We start from the raw sequence: 12812 nt of genomic DNA on the forward strand, positions 1-12812 counted from the left end.
CTCAGGAAGCCCAGATACCCGTGATGTCCTTGGCGGTGGCCGCGTTCCCCGCGTGGGTGGTCAGGCCGGCCAGGCCTTCCAGGGTGCGCAGCATGTCGTAGTGGTTGTACGTGGTGCCCGACGTGCTGCCGGGGGTGACGGGCTGGCCGTAGAGGACGGTCGGGATCTTGTTGCCGGCGAGCCGGTTGTCCTCGTCGAAGGTGACGACGAGCAGGCTGTTGTGGGTCTTGGCCCAGTCCGCGTAGGCCTTGAGGTTGTTCTTGAGCCAGGTGTCGCCGGTGCCGACGGAGCAGTCGTGCATGTCGTTGCACAGGTTCGGGACGACGAAGGACACCTTGGGGAGGGTGGTGTGGTCCGTCGGGAACTGGGTCATGGTCTTGGCCGTGCTGGTGGGCACGTTGGAGAAGGCGAACCAGGGGTTGTGCTTGCGGGCGTACTTGCCGCTGCTGCACGTCGTGGAGCCCTGGCTGGGGAGGGTCTCGTTGTAGCTGGCCCAGGTCTTGCCGGCGGCCAGCAGCTCGGAGGCCAGGTTGGGCGCGGAGCTGAAGCCCGGCGTGTAGCAGCTGTCGCCGGTGACACCTTGGTGGGAGCCGGAGAACAGCTGGAGGTAGTTGGGCTGGCTGGGGTGGGTGATGCCGTACGACTGCGTGAGGTTGGCGCCACCGCTCTTGAGGGAGTTGATGTACGGGGCGCTGGAGCTGCCGATGACCTGGCTGTAGGCGTGGTTCTCGAAGACCACGACGACGACGTGGTCGGGGGCCGGCAGTCCGGCCGCGTGCGCGGGCTGGGCGGAGCCGATGCCGGCCCACAGGGCGGTACCGGCGGCGGTGAGGCCGAAGGCGGTGGCGAGGGCGGTCTTGCGGCGGGACCGTGATGAGGGCATGCCAAACACGGAAAATACCTCCGGGCAGGGGGTTTTGGTGGCGGCGCGGACGCACCATACCCAGGGGCATGTGCATGGGCCAGGGACGTGCGGCGAACAGACCGGGAACTCCGGTGGCCTTCCGGGTGTTCGGCAACGACCAGCCCTCGGTCAACCCAAGAGCAGGGAAAAAGGGGAACCACGGAGCACGTAGGCTCATCCTTCGAACAGAAGAGACCACCCCCCGACGGGGCAGCACCAGCCGGAGAGCAACCGCACATGTCGTACTCACCCGACGGACAGCACCAGCCGTACCGGTCGGAAGGGCAGTACCAGCAGCAGCCCTACGGCACTTCGTACGCGCAGCCGTACGAACCCCCACAGCACCACGAGCCCCCGTACGGGCCACCGCAGCCGCCGTACGGCGGGTACGAGGAGCCCGAGGACGACCGGCGGCGACCGCGCCGGGGCAGGCGTTGGCTGATCGCGGGTGTCTCCGTCCTCGCGCTCGCGGGCATAGCCGCCGGGGTGATGTACCACTTCGAGATACCCCCCTTCACCGACAAGGGCAAGGACATCTCCTTCGGCCAGCCGGCCGCGGGCGGCGGCCAGGCGGGCGGCGCCGACGGCACTGCGAAGCAGGCGGCCAACTCCAAGGCCCTGATGCCCACCGGCCCGAAGTCCGAGTTCAAGAACTCGATGACCCTGGCCGACGGCACGCACGTGGCCGTCACCACGCTGGACGGCAAGAAGTCCGGCTTCAAGGGCAAGGTGTGGGTCTGGGCGCCCAAGGAGTACAACGACCCGAAGTTCGCCAAGAGCGGCTTCCCGGTCATGATCGCCCTGCCCGGCGGCGCCGGCTACCCGAGCAACTACTGGATGGGCACCGACCTGGGGCTCCAGACCAGCATCAGCAAGTGGTACGCCGAGGGCAAGAGCAAGCCGTTCATCCTCGCCATGCCGGTGCTGAACCCGGGCCCGGACGACAAGGGCATCTACTGGGACGGCTCCGACATCCCCGACCAGCCCAAGATGGGCACCTGGCTGACCGAGGACGTCCCGGACCTGATGAAGGCGAACTTCCGCACCGTCAAGTCCCGTGACGGCTGGGCCTACATGGGCTCCTCCACCGGCGGCTTCGCGAGCCTGAAGGCGGTGCTCAAGCACCCGGACAAGTTCAAGGCCGCGATCTGCTCCGGCCCTGACATCGTGCCCGACTCCTCGCTGTGGAAGGGCCACGAGAAGGAGAAGGCCGAGAACAACCCGGAGTTGCTGGCGAAGGCCATGATCGACAAGAAGGGCGCTCCGGACGTCTACCTCGCCTTCCAGGTCGGCGACAACGAGAACAACAAGAAGACGTTGCCCGATGTGCAGAAGTTCGTCGCCACGTACGGCAAGGGGCCGATCCACACCAGCCTGAGGGTCATCCCCGGCGGCCAGCACAACGCCAAGACCTACGTGCCGAACATGGGCGAGGGCCCCATCCAGTTCATCAGCAAGGTCATGGAAGGACCGGTGGAGTAACGGGCGGTGTAACCGCCGGTTCGACCGACTCCACGCGCTGCGGCCCGCCGAACACCATCGGCGGGCCGTTGCCGTCCCAGGCCGCCCAGCCCGGGTTCCCGGTCAGGGCGAAGCGCACCCAGGCCGCGTGCATCCGGTCGGCCAGTTCCTGCGGGGCGTCCGGCCCGGCCAGCCAGGAGGCCTCCGGCACGTCGAGCGTGTCGAAGACGAAGCCCAGTTCCAGGGCGTGGCACGCGCCGAGCCCCGGCACGCCGGAGGGCCAGCCGAACTCGTACAGGAAGCTCGGGGCGGTCCGCCGCGCCCCGGCGAGCCGGCGCAGCGGGTCGCGCAGCAGCCGGTCGGTCAGCAGCTGCCCGGCGAGCTCGGCCGGGCCCGCGCCGGGCAGGGCGGCGCGCAGCGCCCGTACGGCGGCCCGGTCCTTGCCGCTGCGGGCGCGGGCCAGGGCCACGGTGAGCGGACCGAGCCGGTCCATGACCCGCAGCGCGCCGGTGGGGGCCAGCCAGAGCCGGTACTCCTCGGTGGTCCAGCCGAGCAGCAGCGGCACCTCCGTCGCCGCCGCGGCCCCGAGCGGGTCGCCCGGAAGCGTTTCCGGGTCGGTGACCAGGCCGAAGGCGGGTCCTCCGGTGAGCGGGCCGGAACGGCGCAGCACGGCGCCCTGCGCGGCGAGCAGGTCGGGCAGGGCGGTGGCGGCGAATGCCTTCGCGGTCGCCGGCACCTTCAGGAGGGAGGCCATCCGCCGGACCATCGTGCGCACCTTCTCGCGCGCCAGCACCTCGGGGGCGCCGCTCTGCAGGACGGCCCCGGCGAAGAGCCCGGCGGCCCGCGGGGCGCCGAGCAGGGCTCCGACGCTGATGGCTCCGGCGGATTCGCCGAAGACGGTGACGCGGCCGGGGTCCCCGCCGAAGGCCTCGATGTTCTCCCGGACCCAGGTCAGGGCGGCGATCTGGTCGAGCAGGCCGCGGTTGGCGGGGGCATCCGGGAAGAGCCCGTAGCCGAGGACGCCGAGGCGGTAGTTGACGGAGACGAGCACGACCCCGTCACGGGCGAAGGCCGCGCCGTCGTAGACGGGGACGGCTGAGGAGCCGCGGGTGAGCGCCCCGCCGTGCAGCCACACCATGACGGGCAGCCGGGCTCCGGGGGCCGGGGCCGGGGTCCACACGTTGAGGTTCAGGCAGTCGTCCCCGGGGACCTCCGGGTCGGGCAGCAGCGCGGCGAACTTCGGCGGGTAGGGCACCTTGGGCGCGGTGGGCCCGAACGCGCCGGCGTCGCGTACGCCGTCCCAGGCGGCCGGGGGCTCGGGCGCGGCGAAGCGGAGCGCGCCGACGGGCGGGGCGGCGTACGGGACGCCCCGGAAGGCGGCGATGCCGTCCGGCCCGGTCCGGCCCTCCACCACGCCGTACCCGGTCCTGACCCGGGGCCGGCCGCTGCCGCCCGCTGTGTTCATCGGTCTCCGCTCCTCCACCGACTCCGGTGCATCCGCTGAATCCACCGTTCCGCCTACCGGGCACGGTCGCACAGGCCTGCGACGGGTGACAAGGCGTGACCCGGCCGGGGGCGGGCCGGGTTGGACCGGGCATGCGATCCATGCGTATCCACCCCGGCGTCCGCGGCTTCACCCGGGCCGGCGCGGTCCCCCTGCTCCTGCTCGTGGCCGCGGGCACGGCGCAGGCCGCCGGACCCGACTTCCAGTACGTCGGCCAGGACGACAGGGTCCACGGGCTGACCGACCCGCAGGGCTGCGTCGGGGCCAAGGGCGGCGGTCAGAAGGCCGTCACCAACACCACCCGCAGCACCGCGACCCTCTACCGCGGGCCGGGCTGCACGGGTGACGTCGTGGCGGTCCTGCAGCCGGGTGCCGGCGGCCAGATCGAGCCGTATTTCGCCTCCGTGCGGTTTTCCTTCATCACCAAGGCCCAGCGGCCGTGACCGTTGGGCTCCCGCTGCGTTGTATGCCATGTCAAATGCCGCAGCTCGGGCTGTGGCACCCCCATCTCACGAGGAGATCTTGATGTCGCGTATCGCGAAGGCAGTCGCCGTCACCGCTGTTGCCGGTAGCGCCCTGGCCGCCGGTGCCGGTCTGGCCGTCGCCGATGCCGGAGCGCACGGTGCGGCGGTCGGCTCCCCCGGTGTCCTGTCGGGCAACCTGCTCCAGGTTCCGGTGCACGTCCCGGTCAACGTCTGCGGCAACACCGTGAACGTGATCGCCCTGCTGAACCCCGCCTTCGGCAACACCTGCGTCAACGCGTCGGGCGGTGGCGAGCACCACACCGAGGGCTACGGCGGCTGACCGCTGCGCCTGTCGGCCGGCTTGACCGGTAGGACCGAGGGCTGAGGGCCCCCGCCGTACGGCGGGGGCCCTTCTCCCGTTCAGCCGTCCGGCTGGCGCATTTCTGTTTTCAGCTCTTCTGTTCAGCCGATCTCATTCGTAGCGGTAGATGCCCTGGTGGCTGAGCATGTCGCGCGGGGTGATGTTCCACGGCGGCATCGGCTCGTCGAGGGAGATCACCCGGCCCCGCTGGAGGTCTCCCAGTTCGAGCGGCGCCGCGGGCAGATAGCCGGAGGCGGGGTGCTTCAGCTGCCAGCGGTCCCAGAGCAGGTCCACGAAGGCGTGGTGCAGCCAGAACGCCGGGTCGTTGGGGGCCGTACCACCCGTCATGTGGCCGCCGATCCACTGGTGCACCTTGTTGTGGTTGCGCCAGCGCTCGCTCTTCGGCGCGGCCCAGCCCTCCAGCTTGTTGCGGAAGCCGCCGCCCCTCGCCGTGGAGTCCCAGGGCGAGGTGTCGTACTCCGGGTCGTCGAGCGCCCACTGGAGCTCGGCCGCGGTGGGCAGGGCGATCGGGTTCTGCGGCCGTCCGAGGTTGCGGGTGAGGAAGCGGGCCTCCGTGACGCCCACGGTGATCTCCCAGTTGCCCTTCTCGTAGGCGAAGGGGCCGGTCATCACCCGGCGGTCCTTCTCACGGCCGGTGCCGCCCAGGAAGTCCTCGGCCCACAGGGAGGAGACCGGGCTGCTGTCCGTGGTCCAGTCCCAGTACGGGACCGAAACGCCCGGGTCGACGCCCTGCAGCAGCCGCTCGAACTGGAGCAGGTAGCGCCGGTGCCAGGGGAAGAAGGACGGGGACATGTGCCCGACGCGGAGCTTGCTGTCCTTGTCCGGCACGAAGTACTTGCCGTGGGTACGGACCAGTTCGTCGTACGCACCGTTGCGCTTGAGCTCCAGCACGGCCGCCGTGAAGCGCTTCTTCTGGGCGCTGTTCAGGTTCCTCTGGTTCTGCCGGGTGTACATGCGGGGCTCCTCCCGTTCCGTTCTGCGCTGTCCCGTCCGTCCGTCAGCCGTGTTGCGGGGCTGCGAGCGCGAGCTGGTTGGTGCCGAGCTCGTCGACGGCTGCGCGGGCGAGTTCCAGCGGGGTCTCGAAGGACTGGAAGTGGTTGATCTGGCTGAGGTAGCTGCCGTCTGCGCGGCGCATGACGTGCAGGGGGCGGCCGTCGATACGGACCCCGGCGAGGTCGACGGCGATGTGCCGGCCGCGGTACGTCTCCTCGGTGAGGGGCGCCGGGGTGACGGTCTGCCGGGGCCGGCGGGCACGCAGTACGGGCGCCAGGGCCGCGGCGGTGCCTGCGAGCACCGCCGCGGTGAAGGCCGTACGAAGAAACGTACGGCGGGACGGTGCTGCAGAGGCGGGTGTGGCGTACATGCGGTCTCCCTCGCTCGGTGGTCCGCGCTACGGGGTCTAACGCGGCGCGGCGGGCGAGGTCACCTCGGCTGCTCAGGGTGCTTGTAGAAGAGGGTGGTGGGGTGCAGGCGGCCGGCCGGGTCGGTGGCGTAGTCGGGAATGGTGCCGGCCTCCGTCCACCCGGCGCCACGGTAGACCCGCTCGGCCCCGCTGCCGGTCTCGGTGTCGAGGAACAGCAGCACCACGCCGGCCCGGGCGGCCGCCTGTTCGGCTTCGGCAAGGAGCGCGCGGGCGGTGCCGCGGCCGCGTGCCTGCGGATGCACCATGAGCTTGCGCAGCTCGGCGCGGTGGCGGCCGTTGGGCTTGGACTCGCGGTACCAGCTGACGGTGCCGTCGATCCGGCCGTCGCCGCCGTGGCCCGCGCCACTGCGGGAGACCCAGAGGGCGAGGGAGCCGTCCTCGATGGCGGGGGCGAGGGAATCCCACCAGGCGGCCGCCTGCGCGTGATCGAGGTCGGCGAGGAAGCCGAGGGACGATCCGCCGCGGACCACGGCGAGCAGGAGGTCGGCGAGTTCGTCGCGGTGGGCGGCCAGTCGGGCGGCGTCGAGCCGGGTGATGACGGGGATCATGCGGCGAGGATAGGGATCAGCCGGCGGCCCTCTGCCGGCGGGGCAGGTGCGGGTCCCGGAGCTACGTTCCCCGGGACGGGTCGGGGCCGCCGGGGGTGAAGGTCACCGGCAGGCTCTGCGGGCCGCGCAGGCCGCCGGGGCGCCAGGGGATCTGCGCCGGCGGTACGGCGAGGGCGAGTCCGGGGAGGCGGCGCAGGGCGGTGCCGATGGCGATCTGCCCCTCCAGCCGGGCCAGTGGGGCACCCAGGCAGTAGTGGATGCCGTGCCCGAACGCGAGGTGGGCGTTGTCCTGCCGGGTGATGTCCAGCCGGTCGGGGTCGGGGAACCGTGCCGGGTCGCGGTCGGCGACGGCGGAGCCGATGAGCACGGTCGCGCCGCGCGGGACGGTCACGCCCGCGATCTCGACGTCCTCGCGCGCGAACCGCGCGATGCCGGGGCTGACCGGGCCGTCGTAGCGCAGGAACTCCTCGATCGCGCCCGGCAGCAGTTCCGGGTCGGACCGCAGCAGGTCGAGCTGGCCGGGGTGGGCGAGCAGCATCGCGATGCCGCCGCCGATCAGGTTGACCGTGGTGATGTATCCGGCGGCCAGCAGCAGGAAAACCATGGCGACCAGCTCGTCCTCGGTCAGCTGCTGTTCCTCGTCGCGGGCGGTGATGAGGGCGCTGAGCAGGTCGTCGCCGGGGTCTGCCCGTTTGTCCCGGATGAGCTCGGTGACGTACGCGCGCATGTGCTGCCACGCCTCGTTCACCACGGCCGGATCCGGCAGCTCCGGGCCCCGCATGATCATGCGGTCGGTCCAGTGCTGGAATTCGTGCCGCTCGTCCACCGGCACCCCGAGCAGTTCGCTGATCACCGTGACCGGGAGCGGCAGCGCGAAGTCCGCGACGAGGTCGGCGTGGCCGGCCGGGACGACCGCGTCCAGCAGCCGGTCGGTGATCTCCTGGATCCGCGGCCGCATCGCGGCCACGCGGTGGGCGGTGAACGCCTTGGAGACCAGCCGGCGCAGGCGGGTGTGGTCGGGCGGGTCGCTGCGGAGCATGTTGCTCAGCATCGACTCGCGCTCCGTTGCGGGCAGCTGGCGCAGGAGGCGGGTGTCCGAGGCGTCGCGTACGTCGCTGCTGAGCCGGGAGTCGGACAGGGCCGCGAGTCCGTCTTCGTAGCGGGTGACGAGCCAGGCCTCCAGGCCGCCCGCGATGACGGTGCGGCGCACGGGGCCGTCTTCGCGCAGTTTCCGGTACAGCGGGAAGGGGTCCGCGACGAAGGCCGGGTCGGCATAGGGCAGAAGGACCGGCTGTTCGCTCATGTCGCCTCCCGAAGCGAAACGTCCTCTCTACGGAGATTGAGCGTATATGTTCCGGTATCCGGGATGTCGTTTCACCGGAGCGATTCCTTCGGGGGGCGCTCGCGCAGCGCCCCGTACCCGATGAAGTAGGCCGGCACCCGGTTCAGCCACCGCGAGCCGGTGACGAGCTCGGTGAGCCGTTTGGCCCGCTGGGGACGGCCGAACGCGGTGCGGCCGGCCAGCAGCGGCTCGATGACCTGGGCGTGGGCCAGGCGCTGCATGCCCTGGGTCGCCACCGTCGTGGGCATGCGGCGGCGCTGTACGCGGCGTACGTCGTGTAGCCCCACGGTCCCCTCGAGCAGCGGGCCCACGAGGTAGCGGGCGGCGGCCACCGCGTCCTGCACGGCGAGGTTGATGCCGATGCCGAAGACCGGTGACATGGCGTGGGCGGCGTCGCCGATGCACAGCAGCCCCGGCCGGTGCCAGCGGCGCAGCCGGTCCAGCCGTACGTCGAGCAGCTTGACCTCGTCCCAGGAGGTGACGGCGTGGGCCCGGTCGGCCAGCCAGGGAACGGCGTCCGTGAACTGGGCCATGAAGCGGTCCAGGCCCTCGGCGCGGCGTTCGGCATCGGTCCCCTTGGGGATGAGCCCCGCGCACTGCCAGTAGTCACCGCGGTCGATGAGCGCGCTGAAGAACCGCTCGCCCAGGCCTCCCACGAGGCCGCTGGGGTCGTCCTCGTGGCGCGGCAGCCGGAACCACCAGGCGTCCATCGGGCACGGGAAGCCCTCCAGGCCGAGCTCGGGCAGCACCCTGGCGAAGGATCCGCGGCCGTCGCAGGCCACGGTCAGCGTGGCCCTGAGCTCACCCGTGGTGCCGTCCGCCGTGCGGTACCGCACGCCCGCGACCCTGCCGCGCTCCATCAGGAAGGACGTCGCCTCGGTGTCCATGCGCAGCCGGAAGGAAGGCTCCTTGCCCGCTTCGTCGGCGAGCAGGTCGAGCAGGTCCCACTGCGGCACCATCGCGATGTAGTTGTACTTCCCGTGCAGCGCCCCGATGTTGCCGACCGTGACGAGGGACCGGTCCGGCCCGATGGGCAGTTGCACGGAGGTCACCCGCCGCTGCGGCAGCCGGGCGAACCGTTCGGCGAGGCCGATGTCGTCCAGCAGCGACAGGGTGGACGGGTGCACGGTGTCGCCGCGGAAGTCGCGCAGGAAGTCGCCGTGTTTCTCCAGGACGGTCACCTCCACCCCGGCCCGGGCCAGCAGCAGGGCCAGCACCATCCCGGCGGGCCCGCCTCCCACCACACAGCAGGCCGTACGCTCCACGGCAACCACTCCCTTCGCCGGCATCGGGCAGGCCCCACAGGACGTATACCGCACCCGCGGCGGCGGGGACGGCAACGACGGCGCCGCGCCGTGAGGCGCGGTCGCCGCTCCGCATCCCTCCCCACCCGGCCGCGGTACGAACCCGATCGCCCGGGAGACCGGCGCTAAGGAGACGGGAGTTCGGCGAAGTCCGCCACCAGGGCGTGGTGGTGGCCCGGAGTCCCCAGGGCCAGCGAATCGGCCTTGGCGCGCTTCAGGTACAGGTGCGCCGGGTGCTCCCAGGTCATGCCGATCCCGCCGTGCAGCTGTACGCACTCCTCGGCCGCGCGGACCGCGACCCCGGAGCAGTACGCCTGGGCGACCGCCACCGTGAGCGGGGCGTCGGGGGCCCCGGTGGCCAGCGCGTCCGCGGCGGCGCGGGCAGCCGCCCGGGCCGACGCGACATCCAGCCAGAGCTGCGCCAGACGGTGCTTCAGCGCCTGGAAGGAGCCGACCGGCCGGTTGAACTGGTGGCGGCCGCGCACGTGCCGCACCGTCTCCGTCAGGCACCATTCCGCGAGCCCGACCTGCTCGGAGGCCAGGAGTCCGGCACCCGACAGCAGTGCTCCGGCGATCGCCGCGCGGGCCGTCGCCGGGTCCGCGAGGCGGGTCCCCGCGGCCCCCTCCAGCGTCACCGTGGCGAGCGGGCGGGTCAGGTCCAGCGGGACGAGCGGGCTCAGCGCGGCCTCCGCGGCCGGGACCGCGTACAGCCCCGTGTCCGCGAGGACCAGCAGCACATCGGCGGCCACCGCGTCCGCCACCGAGCCGACGGTGCCCGTCAAGGCCCCGCCCCCGGTGTCCCGTACGGCGCCCGGCAGTGGCGCGCCCGGGGCCTGCGTCAGCGGAAGCGCCGGTGCGCACACCTGCCGGCCCGCGGCCAACTCGGCCAGCAGGTGCGCCACTTCCGGCGCCTCGCAGCCGAGCCCGAGCAGGATCTCCGTCGCCAGTACTGCGCTCGTCAGGTACGGCACCGGCGCCACGGCCCGCCCCAGCTCCTCCAGGACCACGGCCGCCTCCCGGTGGCCGGCGCCCTGGCCGCCGAGCTTCTCCGGTACGAGCAGCCCGGCGGTGCCGATCTCCGTGGCGAGCGTGTGCCACAGTTCCGGGTCGTGCGGCCGGCCGGTCTCCGCCCGGACGAGCACCTCCGCCGGTGCGCACCGGTCGGCGAGCAGTGCCCGTACGGCGGACCTGAGCTCTTCCTCCGTCTCGGAGTACAGCAGGTCGAAGGCATCGCTCATCGGGCCAGGTCCTTCCAGGCGAGGTCCTTGTCGTCGCGCGGCTCGGGGGGCAGGCCGAGGACGCGTTCGGCGACGATGTTGAGGAGGATTTCGCTGGTGCCGCCCTCGATGCTGTTGCCCTTGGCGCGCAGGTAGCGGTAGCCGGCGTCGCGGCCGGTGAAGTCGACGAGCTCGGGCCGTCGCATCGTCCAGTCCTCGTACAGCAGGCCCTCCTCGCCGAGGAGTTCCACCTCCAGGCCGCTGATCTCCTGGTTGAGGCGGGCGAAGGTGAGCTTCATGCCGGACCCCTCGGGGCCGGGCTGTCCGGCGGCGAGCTGCTGGCGCAGCCGCTCGGCGGTGAGCCGGGCCACCTCGGCCTGGACCCAGAGCTGGAGCAGCCGCTGGTGCAGTGCGTGGGTACGGAGGGCGGGCCGCTCGCGCCAGGCCGCGGCGACGGGCGCGATCATGCCGCCCTCGCGCGGGATCCGCATGCCGCCGATGGAGACGCGCTCGTTCATCAGGGTGGTGCGGGCGACCGCCCAGCCCTGGCCGACGGCGCCGAGCCGGTGGCTGTCGGGGATGCGGACGCCGGTCAGGAAGACCTCGTTGAACTCGGCCTCGCCGGTGATCTGGCGCAGCGGCCGGACCTCGACGCCGGGGGCGTGCATGTCGCACAGGAAGTAGGTGATGCCCTGGTGCTTGGGCAGCGCGGGATCGGTGCGGGCGATCAGGATGGCCCAGCGGGCGGTGTGGGCGCTGGAGGTCCACACCTTCTGTCCGTCGACGATCCAGTCGCCGGAGCCGCTCTCGCGGACCGCGCGGGTGCCGAGCGCAGCGAGGTCGGAGCCGGCGCCGGGCTCGCTGAAGAGCTGGCACCAGACCTCCTCGCCGACCCACAGGGGGCGCAGGAAGCGCTGCTTCTGCTCGTCGGTGCCGTACGCGAGGATCGTGGGGGCGGCCATGCCGAGGCCGATGCCGATCCGGCGCGGGTCGTTGTCGGGGGCGCCGGCCGCCGCGAGTTCGGCGTCGACGGCGGCCTGGAGGGAGCGGGGCGCACCGAGTCCGCCGAGGCCCTCGGGGTAGTGCACCCAGGCGAGTCCGGCGTCGAAGCGGGCCCGCAGGAAGTCGGTGCGGTCGGTGTCGGCGGGCGGGTGCGCGGCGAGCAGGCCCCGGACGCGCGTCAGCAGGTGGTCGGCGGTGATCTCGGTCATCGGGCCACACCCGGCTGCCGGGGCATGGCCAGGACGACCCGGCCGGTGGTGGCGCCGTCGGCGAGGCGCTGCACGGCATCGGCCACGGCGGGGAGTGCGACGACTTCGCTGATCAGGGGCTTGATGGCGCCTTCGGCGGCGAGGCGGGTGAGTTCGGTGTGGCAGGCGAGGATCGCGGACGGGTCCTTGGCCGCGTAGAGGCCCCAGTGGAGGCCGAGGATCGAGTAGTTCTTGACGAGGGCGTGGTTCAGGGCGGGGGCGGGGATGTTGCCGCTCGCGAAGCCGACGACGACGATCCGGCCCTCGAAGGCCACGCACTTGGCGGAGGCGGTGTACGAGTCGCCGCCCACGGGGTCGTAGACCACGTCGGCTCCGCGCCCGCCGGTGAACTCCTTCACCCGGGAGACGACGTCCTCGGTCGTACGGTCGATCACCAGGTCGCAGCCGAGTTCCTCGGCGGTACGCGCCTTGGCCTTGCCCCCGACGACCCCGATGACGGTGGCCCCGGCGGCCTTGCCGAGCTGGACCGCGGCGCTGCCGACCCCGCCGGCGGCGGCGTGCACGAGCAGGGTCTCGCCGGCTTGGAGGCGGGCCCGTCGGTGCAGGCCGAACCAGCCGGTCTGGTAGCCGATGTGCAGGGCCGCGGCCTCGGCGTCGCCCAGGCTCTCCGGGGCCGGGAGCAGGTTCCGTTCGGACGCGATCACGTACTCGGCGAAGCCGCCGTGCGGCAGGCTCGGGGTGGCGATGACGCGGCGGCCGTCGTCGGTGAGGCCGCAGATCTCGACGCCGGGGGTGAAGGGCAGCGGCGGGCGGATCTGGTACTGGCCGCGGACGAGCAGCGCGTCGGGGAAGTTGAGGTTCGCCGCGAGGACCTGCAGTCGCACCTCGCCCTCGCCGGGGACCGGTTCGGGAATCTCCTCGAGGCGCAGGGCCTCTCGGGGTTCGCCGGGGGTATGTACTCGCCATGCCTGCATCCGGGGCCTCCAGCCGCCGTCGAGGAACCACGCTCCGCGGGCATACTAAGCGGTCGCTTGCCCGTCTGGGAACCGCCG

Annotated in this window: 13 protein-coding genes; 3 read left to right on the plus strand and 10 right to left on the minus strand. The window is 72.4% G+C overall.

The annotated features are described in order from the left end of the window. Position 1 precedes the first annotated feature (1 nt). On the minus strand, positions 2-883 hold the full coding sequence (locus IF09_RS0116955) for an alkaline phosphatase family protein (protein ID WP_030296526.1): 882 nt from the start codon (positions 881-883) through the stop codon (positions 2-4). A 258-nt stretch (positions 884-1141) separates the two neighbouring features. Here IF09_RS0116955 and IF09_RS0116960 point away from each other — a divergent pair, with 258 nt between their 5' ends. Continuing rightward, entirely contained in the window at positions 1142-2386 is a 1245-nt protein-coding gene (locus IF09_RS0116960; protein WP_078613298.1) for an alpha/beta hydrolase, read from the plus strand. Here the strand turns inward: IF09_RS0116960 and IF09_RS0116965 are convergent. Then, positions 2364-3830: a carboxylesterase/lipase family protein gene (locus tag IF09_RS0116965; protein ID WP_051832561.1), complete on the minus strand. Its 1467-nt coding sequence runs from the start codon at positions 3828-3830 to the stop codon at positions 2364-2366. The two genes, IF09_RS0116960 and IF09_RS0116965, sit on opposite strands and share 23 nt — an antisense overlap. Before the next feature lie 140 nt (positions 3831-3970). Between IF09_RS0116965 and IF09_RS0116970 the strand changes: the two genes are divergently transcribed. Together IF09_RS0116970 and IF09_RS0116975 are read left to right on the plus strand one after the other, a co-directional pair. Further along, positions 3971-4312, plus strand: coding sequence for a hypothetical protein (locus IF09_RS0116970; protein WP_158709995.1), 342 nt, complete (start codon positions 3971-3973; stop codon positions 4310-4312). Between the two features lie 82 nt (positions 4313-4394). Beyond that, positions 4395-4673 (plus strand): chaplin, encoded by a 279-nt coding sequence (locus IF09_RS0116975; RefSeq protein ID WP_030296533.1) that lies wholly within the window; start codon positions 4395-4397, stop codon positions 4671-4673. Between the two features lie 132 nt (positions 4674-4805). On the opposite strand, the gene IF09_RS0116980 is transcribed toward IF09_RS0116975, so the two are convergent. The 8 genes from IF09_RS0116980 to IF09_RS0117015 form a co-directional block, all read right to left on the minus strand. After that, positions 4806-5669: a tyrosinase family protein gene (locus tag IF09_RS0116980; protein WP_030296535.1), complete on the minus strand. Its 864-nt coding sequence runs from the start codon at positions 5667-5669 to the stop codon at positions 4806-4808. Positions 5670-5712: 43 nt separating this feature from the next. After that, positions 5713-6078 carry a tyrosinase family oxidase copper chaperone gene (locus IF09_RS0116985; protein WP_030296537.1) on the minus strand — a complete coding sequence of 122 codons (366 nt, stop codon included), beginning with the start codon at positions 6076-6078 and terminating at the stop codon, positions 5713-5715. Positions 6079-6137: 59 nt separating this feature from the next. Then, positions 6138-6686 carry a GNAT family N-acetyltransferase gene (locus IF09_RS0116990; RefSeq protein ID WP_030296539.1) on the minus strand — a complete coding sequence of 183 codons (549 nt, stop codon included), beginning with the start codon at positions 6684-6686 and terminating at the stop codon, positions 6138-6140. Between the two features lie 61 nt (positions 6687-6747). Next, the gene (locus IF09_RS0116995; RefSeq protein WP_030296541.1) at positions 6748-7989 is read right to left on the minus strand and encodes a cytochrome P450 family protein; all 1242 of its coding nucleotides are present in this window, start codon (positions 7987-7989) and stop codon (positions 6748-6750) included. Positions 7990-8060: 71 nt separating this feature from the next. Further along, entirely contained in the window at positions 8061-9293 is a 1233-nt protein-coding gene (locus IF09_RS0117000) for an FAD-dependent oxidoreductase (RefSeq protein ID WP_030296543.1), read from the minus strand. Between the two features lie 164 nt (positions 9294-9457). Beyond that, on the minus strand, positions 9458-10570 hold the full coding sequence (locus IF09_RS0117005) for an acyl-CoA dehydrogenase family protein (protein ID WP_030296545.1): 1113 nt from the start codon (positions 10568-10570) through the stop codon (positions 9458-9460). Beyond that, entirely contained in the window at positions 10567-11760 is a 1194-nt protein-coding gene (locus tag IF09_RS0117010) for an acyl-CoA dehydrogenase family protein (RefSeq protein ID WP_030296546.1), read from the minus strand. The genes IF09_RS0117005 and IF09_RS0117010 overlap by 4 nt, the downstream gene beginning before the upstream one ends. Next, positions 11757-12734 carry an NADPH:quinone oxidoreductase family protein gene (locus tag IF09_RS0117015; RefSeq protein WP_030296548.1) on the minus strand — a complete coding sequence of 326 codons (978 nt, stop codon included), beginning with the start codon at positions 12732-12734 and terminating at the stop codon, positions 11757-11759. Before IF09_RS0117015 ends, IF09_RS0117010 begins: the two co-directional genes overlap by 4 nt. Positions 12735-12812 lie beyond the last annotated feature (78 nt).

Source organism: Streptomyces katrae (assembly GCF_000717655.1).
In the GTDB taxonomy this organism is placed as follows: Bacteria; Actinomycetota; Actinomycetes; order Streptomycetales; family Streptomycetaceae; genus Streptomyces; species Streptomyces katrae_B.